Origin of the sequence: Aeromonas sp. 604176 (genome assembly GCF_049170755.1) — a bacterium.
In the GTDB taxonomy this organism is placed as follows: Bacteria; Pseudomonadota; Gammaproteobacteria; order Enterobacterales; family Aeromonadaceae; genus Aeromonas; species Aeromonas veronii_A.
In genome coordinates this window covers 1-22,208 of sequence record NZ_JAAKNE010000070.1, presented here as the reverse complement: position 1 = coordinate 22,208, position 22,208 = coordinate 1, and the positions used below count along the sequence as shown (strand labels likewise).

Annotated in this window: 27 protein-coding genes; 13 read left to right on the top strand and 14 right to left on the bottom strand. The window is 58.7% G+C overall.

The window, feature by feature from the left end; genetic code table 11:
* Positions 1 to 1,011 (top strand): multifunctional CCA addition/repair protein (locus tag G5358_RS13445; protein WP_421324230.1); only part of this gene is annotated, 1,011 nt, incomplete at its 5' end.
* Positions 1,012 to 1,129: 118 nt separating this feature from the next.
* On the opposite strand, the gene G5358_RS13440 is transcribed toward G5358_RS13445, so the two are convergent.
* Entirely contained in the window at positions 1,130 to 2,728 is a 1,599-nt protein-coding gene (locus G5358_RS13440; protein WP_005335834.1) for a BCCT family transporter, read from the bottom strand.
* A 9-nt stretch (positions 2,729 to 2,737) separates the two neighbouring features.
* Complete coding sequence (locus tag G5358_RS13435; RefSeq protein WP_216954452.1) at positions 2,738 to 3,265, bottom strand: hypothetical protein; 528 nt, start codon at positions 3,263 to 3,265, stop codon at positions 2,738 to 2,740.
* 163 nt (positions 3,266 to 3,428) lie between these two features.
* On the opposite strand from G5358_RS13435, the gene G5358_RS13430 reads away from it, so the two are divergent.
* Positions 3,429 to 3,908 (top strand): MarR family winged helix-turn-helix transcriptional regulator, encoded by a 480-nt coding sequence (locus tag G5358_RS13430; RefSeq protein ID WP_216952087.1) that lies wholly within the window; start codon positions 3,429 to 3,431, stop codon positions 3,906 to 3,908.
* Between the two features lie 71 nt (positions 3,909 to 3,979).
* Here the strand turns inward: G5358_RS13430 and G5358_RS13425 are convergent, their stop codons facing one another.
* Positions 3,980 to 4,561, bottom strand: coding sequence for a YjaG family protein (locus G5358_RS13425; protein ID WP_216952088.1), 582 nt, complete (start codon positions 4,559 to 4,561; stop codon positions 3,980 to 3,982).
* Positions 4,562 to 4,723: 162 nt separating this feature from the next.
* On the opposite strand from G5358_RS13425, the gene G5358_RS13420 reads away from it, so the two are divergent.
* Positions 4,724 to 5,668, top strand: a complete 945-nt coding sequence (locus tag G5358_RS13420) for a D-2-hydroxyacid dehydrogenase (protein WP_216952089.1) — start codon at positions 4,724 to 4,726, stop codon at positions 5,666 to 5,668.
* A 72-nt stretch (positions 5,669 to 5,740) separates the two neighbouring features.
* On the opposite strand, the gene mepM is transcribed toward G5358_RS13420, so the two are convergent.
* Complete coding sequence (gene mepM, locus G5358_RS13415) at positions 5,741 to 7,078, bottom strand: murein DD-endopeptidase MepM (protein ID WP_216952090.1); 1,338 nt, start codon at positions 7,076 to 7,078, stop codon at positions 5,741 to 5,743.
* Between the two features lie 259 nt (positions 7,079 to 7,337).
* Between mepM and G5358_RS13410 the strand changes: the two genes are divergently transcribed.
* Both G5358_RS13410 and G5358_RS13405 read left to right on the top strand, forming a co-directional pair.
* Positions 7,338 to 8,636 (top strand): LapD/MoxY N-terminal periplasmic domain-containing protein, encoded by a 1,299-nt coding sequence (locus G5358_RS13410; RefSeq protein ID WP_216952091.1) that lies wholly within the window; start codon positions 7,338 to 7,340, stop codon positions 8,634 to 8,636.
* Entirely contained in the window at positions 8,633 to 9,574 is a 942-nt protein-coding gene (locus tag G5358_RS13405; protein ID WP_421324229.1) for a TAXI family TRAP transporter solute-binding subunit, read from the top strand. The genes G5358_RS13410 and G5358_RS13405 overlap by 4 nt, the downstream gene beginning before the upstream one ends.
* On the opposite strand, the gene G5358_RS13400 is transcribed toward G5358_RS13405, so the two are convergent.
* Positions 9,569 to 10,243, bottom strand: coding sequence for a transglutaminase-like cysteine peptidase (locus G5358_RS13400; RefSeq protein ID WP_042052461.1), 675 nt, complete (start codon positions 10,241 to 10,243; stop codon positions 9,569 to 9,571). The genes G5358_RS13405 and G5358_RS13400 overlap by 6 nt on opposite strands.
* A 67-nt stretch (positions 10,244 to 10,310) precedes the next feature.
* Positions 10,311 to 11,249, bottom strand: coding sequence for a zinc ABC transporter substrate-binding protein ZnuA (znuA, locus tag G5358_RS13395; protein WP_323896567.1), 939 nt, complete (start codon positions 11,247 to 11,249; stop codon positions 10,311 to 10,313).
* A 93-nt stretch (positions 11,250 to 11,342) separates the two neighbouring features.
* Here znuA and znuC point away from each other — a divergent pair, with 93 nt between their 5' ends.
* Both znuC and znuB read left to right on the top strand, forming a co-directional pair.
* Complete coding sequence (znuC, locus tag G5358_RS13390; RefSeq protein ID WP_005354861.1) at positions 11,343 to 12,119, top strand: zinc ABC transporter ATP-binding protein ZnuC; 777 nt, start codon at positions 11,343 to 11,345, stop codon at positions 12,117 to 12,119.
* Positions 12,120 to 12,140: 21 nt separating this feature from the next.
* Positions 12,141 to 12,920: a zinc ABC transporter permease subunit ZnuB gene (gene znuB / locus G5358_RS13385; RefSeq protein WP_421172390.1), complete on the top strand. Its 780-nt coding sequence runs from the start codon at positions 12,141 to 12,143 to the stop codon at positions 12,918 to 12,920.
* A gap of 7 nt (positions 12,921 to 12,927) precedes the next feature.
* Here the strand turns inward: znuB and G5358_RS13380 are convergent, their stop codons facing one another.
* A complete protein-coding gene (locus G5358_RS13380; RefSeq protein WP_040067029.1) occupies positions 12,928 to 13,818 on the bottom strand; it encodes a LysR substrate-binding domain-containing protein in 891 nt (296 codons plus the stop codon).
* A gap of 91 nt (positions 13,819 to 13,909) precedes the next feature.
* On the opposite strand from G5358_RS13380, the gene G5358_RS13375 reads away from it, so the two are divergent.
* The gene (locus tag G5358_RS13375) at positions 13,910 to 14,767 is read left to right on the top strand and encodes a DMT family transporter (protein WP_005335858.1); all 858 of its coding nucleotides are present in this window, start codon (positions 13,910 to 13,912) and stop codon (positions 14,765 to 14,767) included.
* Between the two features lie 3 nt (positions 14,768 to 14,770).
* Here the strand turns inward: G5358_RS13375 and G5358_RS13370 are convergent, their stop codons facing one another.
* Positions 14,771 to 15,358: a uracil-DNA glycosylase family protein gene (locus tag G5358_RS13370; protein ID WP_421324228.1), complete on the bottom strand. Its 588-nt coding sequence runs from the start codon at positions 15,356 to 15,358 to the stop codon at positions 14,771 to 14,773.
* 99 nt (positions 15,359 to 15,457) lie between these two features.
* On the opposite strand from G5358_RS13370, the gene rarD reads away from it, so the two are divergent.
* Entirely contained in the window at positions 15,458 to 16,348 is an 891-nt protein-coding gene (rarD, locus tag G5358_RS13365; protein WP_216952095.1) for an EamA family transporter RarD, read from the top strand.
* On the opposite strand, the gene G5358_RS13360 is transcribed toward rarD, so the two are convergent.
* Entirely contained in the window at positions 16,330 to 17,064 is a 735-nt protein-coding gene (locus tag G5358_RS13360; RefSeq protein WP_216952096.1) for a substrate-binding periplasmic protein, read from the bottom strand. The genes rarD and G5358_RS13360 overlap by 19 nt on opposite strands.
* Before the next feature lie 45 nt (positions 17,065 to 17,109).
* Here G5358_RS13360 and G5358_RS13355 point away from each other — a divergent pair, with 45 nt between their 5' ends.
* Positions 17,110 to 17,454 carry a GIY-YIG nuclease family protein gene (locus G5358_RS13355; protein WP_216952097.1) on the top strand — a complete coding sequence of 115 codons (345 nt, stop codon included), beginning with the start codon at positions 17,110 to 17,112 and terminating at the stop codon, positions 17,452 to 17,454.
* 79 nt (positions 17,455 to 17,533) lie between these two features.
* Here the strand turns inward: G5358_RS13355 and pspG are convergent, their stop codons facing one another.
* The 4 genes from pspG to G5358_RS13335 form a co-directional block, all read right to left on the bottom strand.
* Positions 17,534 to 17,752, bottom strand: a complete 219-nt coding sequence (pspG, locus tag G5358_RS13350; RefSeq protein WP_216952098.1) for an envelope stress response protein PspG — start codon at positions 17,750 to 17,752, stop codon at positions 17,534 to 17,536.
* A 45-nt stretch (positions 17,753 to 17,797) separates the two neighbouring features.
* A complete protein-coding gene (locus tag G5358_RS13345; RefSeq protein WP_124241612.1) occupies positions 17,798 to 18,004 on the bottom strand; it encodes a PspC domain-containing protein in 207 nt (68 codons plus the stop codon).
* 2 nt (positions 18,005 to 18,006) lie between these two features.
* Positions 18,007 to 18,669: a phage shock protein PspA gene (pspA, locus tag G5358_RS13340; RefSeq protein WP_216979527.1), complete on the bottom strand. Its 663-nt coding sequence runs from the start codon at positions 18,667 to 18,669 to the stop codon at positions 18,007 to 18,009.
* A 211-nt stretch (positions 18,670 to 18,880) separates the two neighbouring features.
* On the bottom strand, positions 18,881 to 19,609 hold the full coding sequence (locus G5358_RS13335; protein ID WP_421172394.1) for a 1-acylglycerol-3-phosphate O-acyltransferase: 729 nt from the start codon (positions 19,607 to 19,609) through the stop codon (positions 18,881 to 18,883).
* A 185-nt stretch (positions 19,610 to 19,794) separates the two neighbouring features.
* Here G5358_RS13335 and G5358_RS13330 point away from each other — a divergent pair, with 185 nt between their 5' ends.
* Complete coding sequence (locus tag G5358_RS13330) at positions 19,795 to 20,172, top strand: hypothetical protein (protein WP_216979528.1); 378 nt, start codon at positions 19,795 to 19,797, stop codon at positions 20,170 to 20,172.
* 218 nt (positions 20,173 to 20,390) lie between these two features.
* Positions 20,391 to 21,134, top strand: coding sequence for a DsbA family protein (locus tag G5358_RS13325; RefSeq protein ID WP_216952101.1), 744 nt, complete (start codon positions 20,391 to 20,393; stop codon positions 21,132 to 21,134).
* A gap of 136 nt (positions 21,135 to 21,270) precedes the next feature.
* On the opposite strand, the gene G5358_RS13320 is transcribed toward G5358_RS13325, so the two are convergent.
* A complete protein-coding gene (locus G5358_RS13320) occupies positions 21,271 to 21,699 on the bottom strand; it encodes an EF-hand domain-containing protein (RefSeq protein ID WP_421324227.1) in 429 nt (142 codons plus the stop codon).
* A gap of 286 nt (positions 21,700 to 21,985) precedes the next feature.
* Between G5358_RS13320 and G5358_RS13315 the strand changes: the two genes are divergently transcribed.
* A partial coding sequence (locus G5358_RS13315; protein ID WP_421321638.1) for a DnaJ domain-containing protein occupies positions 21,986 to 22,208 on the top strand: 223 nt, incomplete at its 3' end.

Genomic DNA, 22,208 nt, shown 5'->3' with positions numbered 1-22,208 from the left:
CACGCCGCCCCCGATGTGACGCTCGAGCAGGATCTGCTGCGCCGGGATCTCACCATCAACGCCATCGCCGAAGATGATCAGGGCCAGCTTCACGATCCCTACGGTGGCATCGAGGATTTGGAAAAACGGCTGCTGCGCCACGTCTCCCCCGCCTTTGCCGAAGATCCGTTGCGCATCCTGCGGGTTGCCCGCTTCGCCGCCCGCTTCCACGCTCAGGGCTTTACCATAGCGCCGGAAACTCTCGCCCTGATGAGCGAGATGACGGCCGCTGGCGAGCTAACCCACCTCACGCCGGAGCGAGTCTGGAAGGAGCTAGAGAAGGTGCTGCTGGGGCCAACCCCGCAGATCTTTATCGAGGTGCTGCGCCAGTGCGGCGCCCTAAAGGCGCTCTTCCCCGAAATCGACGCTCTGTTCGGCGTCCCCGCCCCGGCCAAGTGGCATCCGGAGATCGATACCGGCATCCACACCCTGATGGTGCTGGAGCAGGCGTGCCGGATCTCCCCCGAGCTGACAGTCCGCTTTGCCGCCCTCTGCCACGACCTTGGCAAGGGAGTGACCCCCAAGGAGTTCTGGCCCAGCCATCACGGTCACGGCCAGAAAGGGCTGCCGCTTATTCGCGCCCTGTGCGAGCGGTTCCGGGTACCCAATGAGTGCCGGGATCTGGCGCTGCTGGTGAGCGATCTGCACACCCACATCCATATTGCCTTTGAGCTCAAGCCCGCCACCCTGCTCAAAGTGTTCGACAAGGCTGATGCCTGGCGTCGCCCCGAGCGCTTTGCCCAGTTGCTGGATGCCTGCCGCGCCGACTTCCACGGCCGCACAGGTTTCGAGGAGCGGGTCTACGCCGAGCCGGACTATGTGGCCGAAGCGCTGGCTGCCGCCCAGGCAGTGCCGGTGAAAGAGATAGTGGCGGCCGGTTACAAGGGAGAAGAGATCAAGGAGCAGCTCGCCAAAAAGCGCACTGATGCCATTAGCCGCATCAAGGATGAGTGGACCTTTATCGAGGAGTAACCTCGGCCCCATAACAGACGGCCGCCCTGATGATGAGCTCCGCAAGGAGAGCATCGCCAGGGCGGCCGTTTTGCATCCAAGTTTATATGTAAGGGGGCGCTAACCCCTGCTGGTGCCGTTATGCAGGACCAATTCGCTCCATCAGGCTCATATGGGATGAGCCATCGTGGCGCTTGAGATTCTGGCGATACTCGAACTGGCGCTGGCTCTCCTGCTTGAGCCCCAGCATCAGCGAATAGCACATCGCCAGCATGATCACCGAGAAGGGCAGCGCCGCTATGATGCTGGCCGCCTGCAAGGCTGCCAGGCCGCCAGAGACCAGCAGGATAGCAGCAACCAGCCCCTGCCCCAGACCCCATACGGCGCGGTGCAGTACCGGCGGCTCCTGATCACCGATGGAGAGCAGAGTGGTGATGACCAGCGTGCCCGAGTCACTGGAGGTGATGAAGTAGGTGCAGATGAGCAGGGTCAGCACGGCCTTGGCGATCCAGCCGAAGGTATCCCAGTGCAGCAGTTCGACCGTCTTGTAGAGCGCCAGCGTCACATCCTGATTGACCGCAGCGACCACGCCGCCACCGCCAAACAGCTCCAGATTCATCGCCGTACCGCCAAACACGGTGAGCCAGAACATGCCGAGCAGCGAGGGTACCAGCAACACACCGAGCACAAACTCGCGGATAGTACGCCCCTTGGAAATACGGGCGATAAACATGCCGACAAACGGCGCCCAGGCAATCCACCAGCCCCAGTAAAACGCCGTCCAGCTCGACTGCCAGGCCGAGGTGCCGTTGGCCTCGGTGTTGGTCCAGAAGCTCAGTTTGACGATGTTCTGCAGGTAATCACCGATGTTCTGTACATAGGCGTTGAGGATATAGGTGGTCGGCCCCAGCACCAGAAAGAGTGCGAGTACGAAGACGCTCAGCCAGATATTGAGCTCGGAGAGGATCTTCACCCCGCGCCCGACCCCGGAAACCGCCGAGAGGGTGGCGATCAGGCTGATACCGCCAATCAGCCAAAGCTGGTTGGACTGCGACACTGCCATACCGAACATCTGGTTGAGGCCGGTATTCATCTGGGAGACCCCCAGACCGAGGGAGGTTGCCACCCCGAACACGGTGCCGAACACCGCCAGCACATCGGCCGCATGGCCCCAGAAGCCGTAGATGCGCTCACCGAGAATGGGGTAAAGCACGGAGCGAATAGCCAGCGGCAACTTGCGGCGATAACTGAAAAAAGCCAGCGACAAGCCAACGATCACATAGATGGCCCAGGGGTGCAGGCCCCAATGGAAAAAGGTGAGGCGCATGGCGATCTGGGCCGCTTCCGGGGTCATCCCTTCGGTAATGAACGGATTGCCCTGCAGATGGTTCATCGGCTCGGCGATGCTCCAGAACACCAGACCGATCCCCATGCCCGCGCTAAAGAGCATGGAGAACCAAGCGAAGTAGCCGAACTCCGGTACCTGGTCGTCGTCACCCAGCCGGATGCTGCCAAAACGGCTGAACATCAGGTAGACAGCGAAGAACAGGAACAGGGCGACCACCAGAATGTAGTACCACTTGAACCCGGCAATAATCTGATCCTTGGCACCGACAAACCAGGCGGCTGCGGTATCGGGAACAAAAACGCCAAACAGTAAAAACAGGGTGATCACGGTGAGGGCCGTCATGGCCATGGTGGGGTTGAGGCCTTTCAATAGCCCTTTGCTTGCTCGCATCCAGCCTCCTTAGTCGTTGTTGAAAAAGTCTTCGCCCACATGATCACCGGCCCCGCCGATGGCGCGATAGACCAGTTTGCCGGCTGCCTGTTCGCGGTGATCCACCAGCGAAACCGAGGGCTGGCCGTTCACGGCGTGACGCTTGCCGAGGAAGATGGCCATGGGGACACCCTGATTGGAGACACCGCTGGTGATCCAGAGGCGGTTGAAGTCGTAAGAGCCGCCGATGAACTCCAGCTGGGCCAGGCCGGTATCGAGGCCGGTCAGATAGAAGTTCATGGCGCTTTCGTCAGGAAAGAGGTGCACCAGCACATAGGCGTAGCGTAATTCATTCACCAACTCCTTTAGGTTGAAAGTACCTGTCTCACTGCAAGAGAGGGGTAACTCACCATCATAGTGGTGTACCTTGAGGTTGTTGGGGTCTTCATCATAGGCAGGCTGATAACGCACAAAAGCCGAGGTGTCCGGCAGTTCATAGCGCACTCTAACCACACGTAACTCGGCCACCAGAGACTTGATATCCAGCTCGTCATTCATCATCTCGCTCCTCAAATGTCAGGGTGAATTCCGTGAAATGCCCGACAACCTAACACAAAATTGATTAGAGCAAAAACCATTACAACAAAAACAATATTGACCTTGTAACGAATTAGGCGGAAAATTTTGCGCCTCTCCATAGCCCTCAAATGACGCACACCCCATGGAAAAACATGATGAAGTACTGGTCGCCCTGCGCCAGATTATTCGTGCCATCGACATGCACTCCAGGCGCTTGATCAAAGAAGCCGGGCTCACTTCCCCGCAACTATTGCTGCTAAAAGGGATCGACGAGCTGGGACAGATCTCCATGCGTCAGCTGGCCGATCACACCAACATGAGCCAGGCCACCGCCACTACCATCATGGACCGATTGGAGAGCCGTCAACTGGTGCAGCGCGTTCGCAGCAATACCGACAAGCGCAAGGTTCACGCGACACTGACTGACGCAGGCCGCGCCCTGCTGGCCCAGGCCCCGACCCCGCTGCAAGAGCGCTTCATCCAGCGTTTTCAGGCGCTGGAAGCGTGGGAACAGACCCTGCTGCTCTCCTCCCTGCAACGCATCTCCACCATGATGAATGCAGACGAAATCGACGCTGCCCCGGTGCTGAGCGTCAGACCCCTGACCGAAGAGCAAGCTTAAACAGCCACAGAATGACAGACATAAAAAAAGCTCCCGACCGGGAGCTTTTGTCTATCAGGCACCGGAGATAATTACTCTTCCAGGCTGATACCGATATTGGAGACGCCATCCTGAGAGGCGAATGCTCTGATAGCCAGGATACGATCGCTGTCGCGCTCATGGGCAACCCGCTTGAGCAACTCGACCTGAAACTCCAGCTCGGCCTCCATGTACTCGTGCTCGTAGAGCTCCTCTTCTGTCAGATCCCGCTCCTCCAGCAGCTCGATAAAACCGGCCACAGTGCCAACGGAGGCATGGCTGGCATCGTTGGCCTCTTCGCCAACCCGGCAGATCACCGAGTTGTAGGCGCAGCCCAGTGCCACACAGGCATCCAGCGCCGGATAGGCGCCGTAGGATTCAAACTTGCGGGGATCCGGGATATGGGCTTCTAACTCTTCGAGAATGGCTCCCAGATTGACACGTGAGCCCTTGACGGTCAGATAGTTCCACATCTGATCCAGCGCGTGCCGGAAGGCATCTGCATTGCCAAAACCGGAAGCCTGGCTGAACAGGGCATAGTTGGGGTACATGCGCTCTGCCAGCGCCAGGGTGTAGACGGTCTGTTGCCAAGGCTGTAGCTCGGCCAGTCGCTTATAAAACTTGTCACCAAACACTGGAGTCGGATCCTTTGCAAAATGTGGGGCAGATTGTAGCCCACGAGGGGCGTGGCGAAAACGAAAAAGCGCCCTGGTCGGCTATGTTGCGCTGGCAACTCGGGTAAGATGGGACGAGAGCGGCATCTTGTCGCGCCGCAAATTCTGATAAGGAACAAGAGTATGAGCCAACGTACCCTTCTTTTGCTCAGCCAGGATAATGCTCACTACGAACGTCTGCTCAAGGCGGCCAACCTCCCTCATCTGCGCATTCTGCGGGCCGACAACCCGAGCGATGCCGAACAACTTATCGGCGAGGCCCATATTCTGCTGGCAGAGCCAGCCCGCGCCAAGCCACTGCTGCCCAAAGCCAACAAGCTGAGCTGGTTCCAGTCCACCTATGCCGGGGTCGACGTGCTGCTCGATCCGGACAGTCGTCGCAACTATCAGCTCACCAACGTGCGCGGCATCTTCGGCCCGCTGATGAGCGAGTATGTCTTTGGTCATCTGCTCAGTCTGACACGCCAACTTCCTCTCTATCGGGAACAACAAAGACAACGACTCTGGCAGAGTCACCCCTATCAGGGGCTCAAAGGGAAAACCATGCTGATCCTGGGTACCGGCAGCATTGGCCAGCATATCGCCCACACCGGCAAACATTTTTGTATGAAGGTGCTGGGCATCAGCCGCAGTGGTCGGGAACGTGCCGGGTTTGACCAGGTTTATCAACTGCCTGCGCTCAACAAGATGCTGGCGCAGGCCGATGTCATCGTCAGCGTGCTGCCTGCCACCCGCGATACCCGTCATCTGTTCAATGCCGCGCGCTTCGAACACTGCAAACCGGGCGCCATCCTGTTCAACGTCGGTCGTGGCAGCGCTGTACACTCGGGTGACCTGCTCACAGCGCTGCGTACCGGCAAGCTGGCAATGGCGGTGCTGGATGTATTCGAGCAGGAGCCGCTGCCCGCCGACAGTCCACTGTGGGGACAACCCAACCTAATCGTCACCCCCCACAACAGCGCCTACAGCTTTCCAGAGGATGTGGCCCAGATATTTGTACGCAACTACATTCGCTTTATCGATGGCCAGCCACTGGATGGCAAGATTGACTTCGACAAGGGTTACTGACCAACACTGCTCATGCAAAAAAGCCCCGCCAGTCTGGCGGGGCCTTTTCATTTCAGCTAGTGGCTACAGCGATTAACCGGCGGCCAGCTCCTTGCGGTAGCTCTTCACCTTGGCCAGGAACTGGCGACGCTCCTTGCCACTGAGCGGTTCAGCCATCGGCAGCTTGGCGGTCATGGCATTAACCGGACGGTTGTTGATCCGCAGCTCGTAATGCAAGTGAGCACCAGTCGAGCGACCGGTATTGCCGGAGAGGCCGATCTTGTCGCCCATCTTCACCCGCTGACCGGTTTTGACCAGCAACTTGCTCAGGTGCAGATAACGGGTAGAGAGGGTTCGACCGTGCTTGATGACGATATAGGTACCCGCCAGCGGGTGGCTGGTCGCCTTTTGGACCACACCGTCACCCGTGGCCAGTACCGGGGTACCCACCGGAACGGCAAAGTCGGTCCCCTCGTGGGGACGGATAGCACCAGTCACAGGATGCTTGCGCGCGGGGTTGAAGTTTGAGCTGATCCGGTAACGACTGTGGGTCGGATAACGGCGGAAACCACGCTCCAGGCTGTTGCCCTGACCATCGTAATAGTTGCCATCATCGGAGAGCCAGGCCGACACCGTCTTGCCCTGACTGATCATTTCCACACCCAGCAGCTGGCTGTTACCGGTGCTCTTGCCCTCGACTGTCTCCTGGCGTACCAACACCTTGAATTTATCGCCCTTTTTCAGATCCTGGGCAAAGTTCATCCGCCACTGGAACAGGTTGGCAATCTTCTGGATATGATTGGCAGGAATGCCAGCATTGCGGGCACTGACATAGAAACTGCCGTTGATCACGCCACTGTAACGCTGCGGCTGCCACTCGACCTTCTCGTTGATCATGGAGGCAGTATAAGCATCGTCACTGCGCGCCATCACCAGCGTCTGCTTGATGTTCAAGCGGATCTTGAGTTGTTGCAGAATGTTGTCCTGATCGATCAGCAGCTCTATGGTCTGGCCCGGTTTCAATCTGGCCAGATAGTTCTTGCTGTCCGCATCAAGTACCTTGTAGAGAGTAGTGGTAGAGAGTCCCAGATTGTTAAAAATGGCGGTCAGGTTCTCACCATTACGCACTCGGTAATCCTGCCACTGCGGTGCGGTATCAACAGGGATATCGTCCTCTGCCGCACTCTGATCAACCAGTTCGTGGTCTGGGATTTCGTTAAAATCGGTGTTGTTTTCGTTGGTTGCCGTACCGGCGGTATCAATGGGCAACTCAAGGCGAAGAGGCCGCTCCAGGATATCCCCCGGCGCTGGCAGCAATGCCACTGCTGACAAGGTCATGGCCGTCAGCATCAGCATGGCGTAAAAATGTTTGCGGGGAACCGGTGGTTCCCAATTGGCAGCCTGTGCTACCAAGGGACGGAGACGTTTCATCCGCTATCCTGTATTTAGATCCAAGAGAGAGTATTGCGATGTCAGTTGTGACAAAACCGTATAAAACTGTTTTTTGGACAAAACAAATTACAAATAGTTCATCACAATCTGCATGAACCTCACATTTTATGCATAACACGCCCTGATGGGCAGAAATGATCGCCTTTTTTAACTATTTTTTCCTATTTTTAAGAGCCGGGTCGGACTCGATTCGGCATTAAAAATTCAAATGTTGCGATAATTTTTCCATGGAGTGGATATGACGTTATCAAAACTGTTGCGCTGGATAATCCTTGTACTGTTCCTGATTGGTGCAGTTATGTTGTTCGTTCTTGAAGTCTCCACAGTCCGCCAGTCAATCCTTGATCAGATGTCGGCCAATCTGGAGACCGCCATCACAGCCCTTGGACTGGTACTGCAAGGCACCCTGCTCAATGATGATCAGGTGCTGGCCGAAACCATCGTCAATGCCATGTTCGATGGCGGTTTCGTCAGCTCGGTCATGCTGGTGGATCCGGATGGTCAGGTGCTGTTTCAGAAGGTATTCCACTCTACCCAGCAGAATGTTCCCGGCTGGCTTCCCTCGGTTATCGGCATGCCCCCCGTCAAGATTGAGCAAGAGTTGACCGATGGCTGGCGCATGCTGGGCACTCTGACCCTTGAGGGACATAGCGGCTACGCCTATCAGCATCTGTGGAATGCCATCAGTCGCACCGGCATAGCCCTGCTGGCGGGGCTCGTCGTATTTACCCTAGTCATCTCTCTGGTCTGCAAGCGCCTGCTGCAACCACTGGAGCAGATCAATGTGCAGCTGATCCGGCTGCGCAAACACCAGTTCAACAGCACCCTGCCCACCCCTTGGTTGCAAGACCTTAAAGAGGTGGCACTTTCCATCAACCAACTGGTCTCCGAACGCAAGCGGGATCTGCTGCAACAACGGCTCAAGATCACCCAACTGGGAAAACAGCTTGCCCCAACCATGCCACAGCCACTGCAAGGGCTAAGCCCGCTGCCAGAAGGCGGGCAACTGCAAAAATTTGTCTCCACACAAGGGGAAATCGCCCTCTATCAGCGTTTCTTGCCCAGCCAGCCCCTCGGTGCCGACAGCGATCTCGCGACCATCCAGAGCGCCCTGCAACAGTGGCAGCACTCTCATATAGAGGGGATCTTGCTGCCCCTCTCCCTGCTCAATCACCCGCAATGGTCCGAAATCGCCCCTCTGCTAAGCCAGGGGCGAGGAAAAACACTGGATTGGCGCTGGGATGTAGCCACATTCCCCGCCCACGGCCAGTCTACCTTGGCTGCGTTGCAGGAACAGGGGTGTGAGCTCGCCTTCAGCGCCATTCCCCTCAATGCGGATACCTTCAATCAACTTGACCCGCTCAATCCCATTTTTATCAGCTGCCAGCTGACCGATGCACCGCTCTACTGGAATCTGCTCTCCCAGACCATGCATGCCGCTGGTTATACCCTGCTGGCAGAATCGGGAGAGTGTAACGACATCGACAAACTGCGGACCTGGGGTATCGATGGTTATGCCAAGGAGGCGCAATCATGAAAAAGCTCGCCATGCTGTTGCCCCTGCTGTGGCAACCCGGCCTGATGGCTGAAACCGTCACTATCACCACCGGGGGTGAGCAGGGGATTTATCACCAGATAACCAAAGAATTTTGCCGTCTGGCCCATGAGGTCGATGAGCAACTTGCGTGCACATTGCAGAGCTCATCGGGTTCAATAGAAAACCTGAAGCGGCTGAAGAGTGGCGAGACCTCCTACGCCATGGTGCAGTCAGACTGGCTGTATCAGGCAAGCAAAGGCTTGGGCCCTTTTGCCACCCAGCCGCAACCTGAGCTGCGCGCCCTGTTTGCCACCCATGCCGAGCCCTTCACCATAGTGATCCGTGCCGATGGCGATATCACTTCACTGGAACAGCTCAAGCTCGCCCCCATCGATATGGGGTTGAAGAACTCGGGTACCCGCCAGACGGCGCTGGCCCTGTTCAACATCTTGGGAGCGAAAGAACAGGATCTCGATCTGAAGAGCATGGCCAACCTGCCGGATGCGCTCTGTAGCAAGCAGATCGATGCATTTGCACTGGTGATGGGACACCCTAACCGGATTGTGCTCGACACCGCCAAACGTTGCGCGGTCACTTTCCTCCCCATCGATGGGGCCACCCGGGATCAGCTACTCAAGGGTGTCAAATATTACCAACGCAGTCAGGTGCCTGCCCGCATCTACCCCGGCAATCTGAAGGCGACGCCCACCTTTGCTATTGCCGCCACCCTGGTTACCAATGCCACCATGCCGGAAGAGTCTGTCTATCGCCTGACCAAGGCCATGCTGACCCAGCAAACCAAATTCAATGAGCAAACTTATGGCTACGCCAATATGTTTCACCGGGCACGCAATAAAACCGGCCCTGTGCTGAGCATTGAACAGCATCCGGGCGCGGCGAAATATTTCGATGAGTTGAAGGCGGCGGGCAATCTATAGCTGACGACGAGGAGAGCGCAGTTGCTCGCTGGAGAAACGGGTCTTCATCGATGTCCACTGCGCCAGCCGATCGGCACTCCCCGCCAGCGTCCCTTCCCGCCGTGACTTCATGATCCAGATGCTTTTGGCATCGAAACTGTAAACGGGAATGAGATCGGTACGCTTGCTACCCGGCAGGATCCGGCTGTTGATGTTGTCGAGCACCAGTGGATCAGCCTTGGGTGTCGGGAAGTAGAGCGTCACCATGTGGAACTGGTTGTAACGCACCGCCTTGACGTAGGCCAACCGCAGCTTCTTCTCATCCACCCCCAGCTCCATCAGGGTGTAGTACTTGGAGATGCTGTAATCCTCGCAATCCCCACCCCGGGCACCGATGAACTCCAGCGGATTGGCCCAGTAATCCTCATCTCCCCACAGCTTGGGGTCTTCACTGTAGGTGAGATTGTTGAAGTAGTTGTTCACCAGCTCGATCTTCTGCTGGTCGGTTGTACCCGCTCTGGGGGTGAGCAAGCGAGAAAATGCCTCGGCCCGCTGGATGGCCCGGCCACCATACACTTCCTGCAGCTTGGCCCGCAGGTCCGGACTGGCAATATATTCGGAAAGACGCGAAGCCTGCACGCTGGCGCAACATAGCGCCAGTGTGCAGGCCGGGATCAACAACCATTTCATACCGGACACTCCATGTCAGATGCTGGAGGTCAGTATAGTCCGTCCGGATGAGAGACTCAGCCGCTAATCAGCGACATTGGGCAAATGCGTCTGCCAGTTGTTGCATGAATTGGGGATAACCATCCGGGCCAAGCGGCACCTGTTCACCCACCTCATCAAGCAACAGCACCTTGGCGCCAGTATTGCGTGCCACCGATTCGATCACTGCCGGTGAAAATTGCGGCTCGGCATAAATACAGCTCGCCTGCTTCTCTTCCAGTGCCTTGCGGATATCCACCAGGGTCTTGGCGCCCGGGCGACGCTCAGGGCTCACGGTAAAGTGACCTTTTGAACTCATGCCGTAATGGCGCTCCCAGTAGCCATACGCCTCGTGGAAGACAAAGTACCCCTTCTCATTCACTGCCTTCATCTGGCCGGCAATCACCTTGTCCTTGGCATCCACCTTGGCATCAAATGCCGCGAGGTTGGCGTCATAGCGAGCCTGATTGGCCGGATCCAGCTTGCCCAATTCACTTGCGATCGCCTTGGCAATCACCTTGGCCTGCGTCGGGCCAAGCCAGATATGGGGATCGACCCCTTCGTGATGATGTCCCTCATGCCCTTCATCATGATCATGGTTACCGTGCTCGTGGGCGGCATGATCGTGATCATCATGGTCATGGGAGTCATGACTATCCTGAGTCGCGTAGTTGAACAGCGGCATTCCCTCAACCTGAGTCAGGGCCAAAGCATGGGGATGATTGGCCAGCGGCTTGGCCATAAACCCTTCCAGCTCGGGGCCAACCCACACCACCAGCCCAGCACTGTTGATGCTGCGAATATCGGAGGGGCGCAGGGAGAAATCGTGGGGAGAGGCGCCGGTCGGCAACAATACCTTGGGCTCACTCACGCCGTCAGTGATCGCCGCAGCGATGAAGCCAAGGGGCTTGATGGTGGTCAGTACCTCAATGGCACGAACAGGCAAACTCACCGCCAGCAGGGCAGTGAAAAGCGCAATAATTCTCATTGGTGAATCTCGTCAGGGGGTGAGTATGTGATAATATAACAGCCGCTTTTTGTTATATTATAACTCTCACTGGCTGTAAACCCCGGAGTTGTCATGAGCCAACTGGTAGAGCTGAAAGAGGTCTCTCTCTCGTTTGATGGACGCTCTGTGCTCGACAAGGTCTCCTTTACCCTCAATAAAGGCAAAATCACCACACTAGTCGGCCCCAACGGGGCGGGCAAGAGCACCCTGAGCAAGCTGGTGCTGGGCCTGCTCACGCCGGATTCGGGCAAGATCACCCGCAGCCGCGATCTGAGAGTCGGCTATGTGCCACAGCGCCTCTATCTGGATCCCACCCTGCCGCTGACGGTGCGACGCTTCCTGCAACTGGGCAAAAATAGCCGCCTCTCCATCGAGGAAGCTCTGGCCCGGGTGGGCGCAGAGGGATTGCTGGAAAACCGGATGCAAAAACTCTCCGGTGGCGAGATGCAGCGGGTACTGCTGGCTCGCGCCCTGCTGGTCAAGCCCGAGCTGCTGGTGCTGGATGAACCGGTGCAGGGTGTGGATATCACCGGCCAGATTGAACTCTATGCTCTCATCGGCCAGCTCGCCGCCGAGTTCAATTGCGCCGTGCTGATGGTCTCCCACGACCTGCATCTGGTGATGGCCAGCACCCACGAGGTGATCTGCCTCAATCGCCACGTCTGCTGTCATGGCGAGCCGGAAAGCGTGGCGCGCCACCCCGAATTTGCCCGTCTGTTCGGGCGACCGGAGCAGGAGGTGCTGGCTGTCTATACCCACCATCACCACTGCGACGGCGAACACCATCATCATGAACCGCAGGCCCCCGTCATCCGCCTGCCTTCTCGCAACAACGCTCACAGCAAATAGCGCAAGCAACAGGACATTCAAGTGGACAGCTTTCTGTTATACGCCCTCGCGGCCGGTCTCGGCATCGCCCTGCTGGCCGGCCCCCTTGGCAGCTTCGTGGTATGGCGCAAGATGGCCTATTTTGGCGACACCCTCTCCCATGCCTGTCTGTTCGGCATCGCGCTGGGCATCCTGCTGCAGGTCGATCTCACCCTGGCGGTGGTGGTCTGCTGCCTCGCCATGGCGATGCTGCTGGTGATCATGAGTCGCAACCAGCAGGTGGCGACCGATACCCTGCTCGGCATTCTGGCCCACAGCGCCCTGTCGCTCGGTCTGGTTACCTTGAGTTTTATGGATAACGTGCGGGTGGATCTGATGGCCTACCTGTTCGGCGACCTGCTCTCGGTACAACCGATGGACCTGCTCTGGATCTACGGCGGTGGCACGCTGGTGCTGCTCACCCTGTGGCGACTTTGGGATCCCCTGCTCTCCATAACCATCTCGGAAGAGCTGGCGCGGGTCGAGGGGATCCGGGTCGACGTGTTGCGCTGCGTGCTGATGCTGCTGATCGGGCTGGTGATCGCCGTAGCGATGAAGTTTGTCGGGGCGCTGATCATCACCTCCCTGCTGATCATCCCTGCCGCCACCGCCCGCCGCTTTAGCCAGACACCGGAGCAGATGGCCGGCTTTGCCGCGCTGATTGGCTGTCTCGCCGTGCTGGGTGGATTGACCCTCTCCTGGTATCAAGATACTCCGGCAGGCCCCTCTGTCGTCGTCTGCGCCACCAGCCTGTTTGTCCTAAGCCAGTTCAAGAAAGCTTGATGCCGCGCTAGAGCGGCATGCTCTGGCGTGTCTCCATCATCAGCCACTGGCGTAACCGGCTGATGGCGGGCTCATGGGCCCGCGAGCGCTTGCAGGTAAAGTAGAAGGCATCCCCCGTCTCCAGCTGGTGTACCGGCAAGGCCACCAGCTGGGGATCATCGGGCCGCAGCATGTAATCATTCACGAATGCCACCCCCTGATCCCAGGCCGCCGCCTCCATCGCCAACAGCACATGGCTGAAGTGGTGCATCCGTGCCTCGTCCGGAATAACCAGCCCGCCGGCCTTGGCCCAGCGCTGCCAATCCTCCCCCCGCGCCTTGTAGATGGACTGCACCGAGAGCAGCGGCAACTGCCAGATGGCCTCAGGCCACTCCCCGCTGATCTGCTGCAACAGGCGGCGACTACAGACCGGAAAGAGCCGCTCCTGATAGATAAGATCGTGGCAGTAACCCCGTCCGTGGGGTGAGACTGTGATAAAGCAATCCGCCACCCGATCAGATAGCTCAGGATCTTCCGCCACCATCTCCAGACTCAAATCCAGCTCGGGGTAGAGCTGGCGCAATCCAGCCAACCGCGGGATCAGCCATTTCACCGCAAACGAGCTGTAGACCGCGAGGCGCAACCGCATCTCGCCGCCACCGCGCAGCTGTTCGCTGCTCTGGGCAATCTGGCTGAGCCCGGCAGCAATCCCTTCGAAGTAGCTCTCCCCCTGGGTTGTCAGCGAGAGCAACCGCCCCTGACGCAGCAGCAAGCGCTCACCCAGAAAATCCTCCAGCAGACGGATCTGGTGGCTGACCGCACTCTGGCTGACGTTCAGTTCCAGAGCGGCGCGGGAGAAGCTGAGCAGCCGGGCCACCACCTCGAAATATTGCACCGCACGCAGGGGAGGAAGCTTCATTATCTAAATATCTCATGAATGGTCATTTTTTATCATTTTACTGGATATCAACCGGCACGCTACCCTCCCCTCATCTGAAGTGGGAGGTGGTATGAATGCAGTAGGGATCGGCATCCTTTATCTGGTGCTGGGCAATATGGTGGCGGTTTTTTCCGATGCGCTGGTCAAAGTGCTGGAGCCGGATCAGCCCATCTTCCAGTTTGTCTTTTTCCGCCAGCTCTCGGCCGCCATTCTGCTGATGCCCTGGCTGCTCTGGTCATGGCGCCGCAACCCGCCGGTGGCCATCAAGTGGCACCTGCTGCGGGCCCATATTTGGGCGGTCGGCGTCTGCCTGATGGTGGTGGCCCTCACCCGCTTGCCGCTCGCTACCGCCAATGCCCTCTTCTATGCCGCCCCCCTGATGATGGTGCCGCTGGCAGTGTGGATGGCGGGGGAAGCGATCTCGCGCCAAAAGGTGCTGACTGCGGTTATCGGGTTTATCGGGGTATTGATCGTGCTGCGCCCGACCGAAGTGAACTGGGCCGCACTGGCGGCGCTCGGGGTAGCGCTGTCGATGGCGCTCAACAATCTGCTGATCAAGCGGATCCCACTCAAGCAGCCCATCGCCCAGACCCTGTTTTTCACCAACGTGCTGAGCATGCCCTTTATTCTGGCGCTGGCATTGTGGGAAGGGGGCGACTGGCAGTGGCAGATGTGGTGGCCCGCCTTCGGCTCCTCGGCGCTGATCATGGTCTATGCAGGATTGTGCGTGGTGGCCTATCGCAAGGCGGAGGCGAGCAAGATCGCCTCGGCGGAGTACACCGGTCTGCTGATGGCGGTGGCCATCGGGGTGTGGCTGTTTGACGAGCAGCCCGGTCTGCCGCTGCTGCTGGGCTGTATCTGCATCGTCCTGCCGCTCATCGCCATGGCGCGCAGCAAGCCAAAACCGCTGGCCGAGCCAGCGCTCTAATACTCAGGGTCTCCCCAGAAGCGGGGCGACCCTTTGCTGCAGATGGGGGACGATCTCATCTTCGAACCAGGGATTCCTCCTGAGCCAGAGAGTATTGCGCGGGGAGGGATGCGGCAACGGCAACCAGCCGGGGCCATAGTCGGCCCAGCTGCGCACCGTGTCGGTCAGCGATCCCCTGGCCGCCTTGCCCAGATAGCGATGCTGGGCATATTGACCGATTAGCAGGGTCAACTCGATATTGGGCAGCAGCATCAACACCTTGTCGTGCCAAGTGGGCGCACACTCGGGTCTGGGTGGCAGGTCGCCCGACTTGCCCTTGCCGGGATAACAGAGCCCCATCGGCATAATCGCAATACGTGATTCGTCGTAGAAGGTGGGTTTATCGACCCCGAGCCACTGACGCAAGCGATCGCCAGAGGGGTCATCCCACGGGATACCGCTGGCATGCACCCGGGTGCCAGGCGCCTGACCGATGATCAGCAGGCGGGCACTCTCGGCACCGCGGATCACCGGACGAGGCCCCTGCGGCAGATGAGCCTCGCACAGACGGCAGGCCCTGATTTGCTCAAACAACTTATCGATTCGCTGCATGACGTTGATAGTACCAGCATTTCCCTGTTTTCCCTCTTGTGGAAACAGGGCGCGCCCCCTACTATCGCCATGATCGTTTAATTTAATAAACGGATAATAATGAAAAACTGGCTAGGTACCGGCACCGCGACCCTCTCCTTCATCCTGTGGGGGATGCTGCCGCTCTATTATCAATTCATGCCCGAGGTCAACATGTGGGAGCTGATCTCCCACCGGGTGCTCTGGTCTGTGGTGCTGCTGGGTGCCCTGTTTTTGCTGCTTGGCCACAAGGTGCCCTGGGCACAACTGCGCAGCGAGCCGCGCCAGCTCGGCCTCATTCTGCTGGCGGGCCCCGTGATGTCCATCAGCTGGTGCATGTTCACCTGGTGCCTCACTACCGGGCAAGTGCTGACCACCAGCCTCGCCTTCTTTATGACCCCGCTGTTCAATATCGTATTCGCCGTCATCTTCCTCAAAGAGCGACTCACCCCGCAAAAGCATCTGGCGGTCGCCCTGGCGCTGGCGGGGCTCGCCTACATGCTCTTCTGCTACGGCCAACTCCCCTGGTTCTCCCTCATCATGGGGGCCAACTTCGCCTGCTATGGCCTTATCAAGAAGAAGATCCACTACGACACCGGCACCAGCCTCTATCTGGAAGCCATGGTGCAACTGCCCGTCGCGCTGATCATCATCGGCACACTGGGGTGGCACGGGGAAGGGGCATTCGTGAACGGGGATTTGGCCGACAAGCTGCTGCTGATGGGCAGTGCGCCCGCTACTCTGCTGCCGGTGGGGCTCTTCTGCTATGCGGTGGCGAGAACCCGGATGAGCACGGTGGGGCTGCTGCAATATATCGAGCCCAGCCTCGCCTTCCTGCTCGCCATCTACTGGTTTGGTGAGGCGCCGGACCCCATCAAGGCGGTCGGTTTCGCCTTTGTCTGGGCAGGTCTGCTGGTGAGCCTGTTGCCGCTGCACCGACTCAAGCGCCGCCCTCAGGGCTTACCGCGATAGGACTCCAGCACCTTGTGCCAGCGGGGATCCTTGTCCATCTGCTCGGCGATGTCGTTGAGGGTGGCATGCAGCTCTGGGCGAGATTTGGGCAGCAGGATATGGCGGGTATAGCTGGATTGGGGGAATGGCGAGATAAACAGCTTGCCCTGATAGTGGTTTGAGTCGATGAAAAAGCCCAGCGCGGAGCCAGGCACCATGGTCACATCGATGCGGCCGCGCACCAGCAGCTCAAGATTGGTCTTCACCTTCTTGGCATCGTGACGCTCCAGCTCTCCCCTTGCTGCCGCATCGTCGATCCCCTGATAGCGGTAGCCCTCCACCCCGCCGAACACCAATCCCTTGAGGGAGTCGGGTCCGCGATAGGTGATCGGCTTGTCGATGTTCGAGATTAGCTCGTTGGTGTCGCGCATCACCGGAAAGGTCCAGAGATAACGCTCGCGATGGGGATCCCCTACCCAGGCGGGATTGACCCAGACCACCAGGCCATCAAAGTCGGGATCCGCCATCTCCAGCGCCAGCCGGGCGCGATTGACCAGCCAAAGCTCGATTCTGGGTTCCCCCCCCAACTTTTCATTGAGATACTTGACCAGCTCGCGGCTCAGTCCGGCATCCACTCCGGTATTGAAGGGCGGATGCTGATGGTAATCGTAGAGACGGATCGTCTCCCCCAGAGCCGGAACCGACAACAGTAACCACAACCAGAACCAGACTCTCATCGCACCTCCTTGCACTGCTTTTGAGTTTGGCACAGAGAAGTACAAATGATAAAACCTCCTGACGGGATATCCCCGCACGCCTCTCCCCCCTCTTCTCGCTGGTTTATCTATATGGTGCGCACCGCCACCGGCCTGCTCTATACCGGGGTCAGCACGGATCCTCAACGTCGTCTGCGTCAGCACCAGAGCGGCAAGGGGGCTCGCGCCCTGCGCGGCAAGGGCCCCTTGACGCTGGCTTGGCAGCAGGAGGTCGGCGAGAAGGGGGCTGCCCTGCGCCTCGAATATCGCCTCAAGCAGCAGCCAAAATCCTTCAAGGAGCAGCTGATCCACAGCCCGGCACTCTGGCAGAGCTGGAGCCCGCAGTGGTTACCCGAAACGACCCGACCTTAAGGGTTACAGCTAAAAAAAGGCCACTCGATGAGTGGCCGAAAAGGGGAAATCAGGGAGCATTTCATAACTTGTTGCACAACTACAGATAGGTATTGTTGCGCTGACGACGGTGGCTGATGAGCCAACAGACTGCCAGCGCGACCAGCAGCCAGGGGGCCAACTTGACGATCAGGGCAAGCATGCCGCTCAGCAGCCCCAGTAGTACAAACACGCCGCTGACCAGCAGCATGGCCACCAGGGTAAAGCCGGTCAGCGCCATGACCAGCAACACTCCCAGCAAGATGAAAAATTCCAGCATAACTTGCTCCTTACGGGCTCTCTGTGCCGCGGGGCTGCCTTGCGGTCAATCCAGCCAGCGTTTCAATTCATAACGGGGCGGCATCACCAGCACCGCCAGCAGATAGGCAGCCAGTGCCAGCGGTGGCACCAGGATCAGGGCGAGCAGGGCTACCACTCGCACCGTCACTCTGGAGATCCCCAGCCGTTGGGCAATGCCGGCGCAAACGCCAGTCAGCTTGCGATGGACAAGATCCTTGGGCCAGGGAGTCATGGTTATACCTCCACCTTCTGCCCCTTGAGACGGGCCAGCTCGCGCTCTATCTCGTCATTGAGCTCCAGCTCGCGGAACTGGGCCTCCAGCGAGGGATTCTGCCCCAAAATGGCCGCCTCCAGCTGGGCTTCCAGCTGATCGACCCGGCCTTGAAAACCGTCAAAACGCGCCATCAGCTCATGCATGCGCTGGTTGTCCACCTGGGCGCGGGCACGAATGCGGCTGTGGGCTGTCTGCTCGCGCAGGGTCAGCAGTTTCTGCTTCTCCCGCGCCTCGGTCAGCTTGGCTGCCAGTCGCTCGCTGTCGGCGGTAAGCTGGGCCAGCACCTCGGCCACCCGGGCCTTGTCCTGTTCCAGCTGTTCACATTTCCTGGCCTCCGCCAGCTTCTCGGTGAGGGCGGCACGGGCCAGATCCTCACGGCCTTTCTGGATGGCGAGCTCGGCCTTGGCCGACCACTCCAGGATCTGCGCCTGCAACCCCTGCTGGTGACGCTCCAGCTGTTTCTGTTCAGCAATCACGCGGGCGGCCTGGGTACGCATCTCGACCTGCACCTGCTCCATCTCTTCGATCATCAGGCGCAGCATCTTCTCCGGCTCTTCACTCTTGTCGAGCAGGCTGTGCAGGTTGGCATTTATCACGTCGGTCAGGCGGCTGAATACGCTCATGGTCTGGCTCCTTGTTGATGGGATTGCTATCTCTTCCCATTGCATTACAAGAGCCGTGCCAAGAAAGATTATTGTTGTTTTACATATAGATGGGAATTTACCGAGGAAATTCAAGAAGGGTTTATTGGTGAAAATAGCCAACCAGGTGGTGATTTTTACCAATAAAAAAGGGAGCCTGAGGCTCCCTTGTCGATTCATCTGCGATATCTAGTCAAGCTGCGTGGCTGTGGCCCAACTTGCTGTCCAATTCGGCCAGCTTGGCCTCCATCCTGGCACGGCACACTTCGGAGAGCTCGCGAATGCCAGCGGCACCGTGCTCCTTGCTGCAGACCGGTGCCATCACTTCCACCAGCACTTCGCCGTTGTCCCAACGATTGAGGTCGATCTGACCGAAGTAGCTGGAGCAGACGATGGGCACCACGGGCACTTCAGCCTGTACCGCAGTGTGGAAAGCGCCCGCCTTGAATGGCAGCAGGCCACGCCCCTTGGAGCGGGTCCCTTCCGGGAACATCCAGATGGAGGTGCCGCGATTCTTGATGCGATCCACCACCTGACCTATGGTGCCGATGGCACGGGAGCGGTTGGAGCGGTCGATCAGCACGTTGCCGGAGAGCCAGAAGATAAGGCCGAAGAAGGGGAGCCACAGCAGGCTCTTCTTGCCCACCGCCACCACACCGGGCTGCACCGCACCGGTCACGGTGAAGATGTCGAAGTTGCTCTGGTGGTTGCAGACGTAGACCGCCGGGCCGACCGATTTGACCTCGTCGGCCACCGTCACCTTGACTCGCAGTCCGATCAGCGGGCAGACCGCGTGATACATGCGGGCGAAAACATAGACGTTGTTGGGATGGCGCGGACGAACCAGACAGAGCAGCAGGCCGAACAGGAACCAGAAAATGAGCAGCAGACCAAGCAGCAGCACACGGGCAATTTTGAGCATCGAACACCTCGAGTTTTAACTCGGCGCAGTATACTGATCCCCCTTTTAGCGAACAAGCGTTCGCCAAACAGAACCGACCACCCTCCCCGTCGCGCCACCCACAGTACTGCTCATCAATACGCCGCCGACTTGCCCCACCCGCCATTGGTCGTTAGGATGGCCCCATCTTGATGGACGGGGCGAACATGATTTTGCAACAACGGGTAGCGAAACATCTCCTGCTGCTGGTCTGCCTGCTGCTGCTCAATTGTGCGGCCCAGCCGCTGGCCCGGCTTGCCCTGCTTGATCAGGCGCTCAGCTGTCAGGCGCTACCCGTTCAGAACTCGACAACGGATCTGGGGGATGCCAAACCGGCCAGCCCGCAGCCAGGCAGTTGCCAGCTCAACGGCAAGTGGCTGAGCGCCGCCCCCCTGCTCTGCATCGAACAGCTCTTCTTTGCCGTGGCGGTGCTGATCGCCCTGCTGGCCCCCCTTTGGCGCTACACACCGCCACTGCCCCCACCCATAGTCATCTCGCCACCCGAACGGCGTCTGCACCTCACCCTCTGCATCTGGCGGGAATGATTCCGGCTCTTTGCCATTGGTCATGACTCATGTTTGCGAGACCATCGCCGCCTTCTTGCACCAACGGGGCACGACTGCGGCGTACTGAAAACAGATTTACGGCATGGCGTTGTTGCAGGGGAATACCTTGCTGCCCCGACGCAACCACGACGACTGCCGACTAGCTTGCACAAGGCTGGCCACTTCAGGCTGGCACTACCCGATTTTAAGGAGTATCCATGAAACCGACTCTGAGCGCCCTGCCCCTGCTGGCCTCTCTCTGCGCAACCCTGCTGGCTCCGACCCTGCACGCGGCCCCCTTCACCCCTGAACAGGAAGCACGCATCAAGGAGCTGATCCGCGAGACTCTCATCGCCAACCCCAAGATCCTCGACGAGGCGGCCGAGTCCTGGGAGAAGCAGAATGCCGCAGCCCAGGAGGCCCAGCTTGGCAACTTCATCAAGGGCAACAAGGATGTGCTGTTCAACAGCGCTACCAGCCCGCGCCTGGGTGCCAAAAACCCCAAGCTGACGCTGGTGCTGTTTACCGACTACAACTGCCCCTACTGCAAGCAGTTCGATCCCCAGCTGACCAGGCTGCTCAAGGCCTATCCGAATGATCTGGGGCTGGTGATCAAGTTGCTGCCGTTCAAGGGGCAGAGCTCCGCCAAGGCAGCCCAGTACAGCCTGACCCTGTGGCAACAGGATCCCGCCCGCTTCTTCGCCCTGCACGACAAGCTGATGAGCAAGCAGGGGATGCTGACCGAGGCGGACATCAACAAGGCGCTGGCGGCCACCGGCAATGTGGCACTCAAACCGGAGGGTAAAGCCACCGAGGAGCTGCGCAACAGCCTGCGCATTGGCACCCTGCTGGGTGTACAGGGCACACCGGCGACCCTGATCGGCAACCAGCTGGTGTCGGGCGCCATCCCCTATGAGGAGCTGGAGCAGCTGGTGAAGGCCGAGCTGGCCAGGCAGAGCTAAGGTCGGGGTCGCCCGCAGGGGCAGGAAGCGCTCGCACTGCGGCAATGGTGAGCCCTCAGGTCACCCCGTCTCCATGCAAAGAGCCCGGTATCACTACCGGGCTCTTTTTTCAGGAAGGAAAGGTGACAAACCAGCTCTATTGGGCGGGCGCCATCATCCCCTGCCCGAGCCGCCCTCTGGCACTGGTACGCTCGACTTCGTCAAGCACACCATCTCCATTCTTGTCCATTTGGGTAAAGAGGGCCTCATGATGCGCCATGAACTGTTCCCTGGTCGTGTCCTGCATCGGCCTCATGTTGCCCATATTCCCCATCTTGCCAGGCATGGCCTTGCCTGACTGCTGCATTGCCTCGTGCATCTTGGCCATGGCTGCCTCTCTCTCGGCAATCGAGAGGGTGCCATCCTTGTCACTGTCCTGCCGGGTGAAACGCTGCTCGGCTCTTTCCATAAACTGTGCCTTGGTAATGTCCCCCTTGATGAACATCAAGGGCTCATCGATGCTCTCATCGGCAGCGATGGCGAAACCGCCAAGCAGCACCATAGGCAGAAGATAAAATTTGAGCATGGCTGTCCATTCCTTAGTAAGGGTCTCGGTACGGCCGAGGCCAACTGACGATCGCCAAGATAATCCCCGGCGCCTCCTGTAGTGTAGTCCCTAGACTATTCCCGACAGGGAGACAGATCCCAAGGTGCCCCGTCAAGCTTTTCTGCCAGTGACCTTGCGTCCTATTCATGGCGATGGCGGGAGGTTTCCGTTAAAATGACGGGTTTTTGCCGTGCCTGATTTGCCAATCCCCACCATCAGGCACTCGCAGCGTGAATCCTATGATGCCAGTGATGCAGGATCTGCCATGAACAACTACTTTCGGGTGCTGGGCGTCAAGTCCAACGCCAGCGAAAACGACATCAAGAAAGCCTATCGTCGGCTGTCGAACCAGTACCACCCCGACAAGCTGCACGGGGCCAGTGAAGAAGAGAAAGAGCAGGCAGCCATCAAGCTGCACCAGGTAAAGCAGGCCTATGAAGTGCTGTCCGATCCGAAACAGCGGGCCGCCTTTATCAAGGATTTCAACA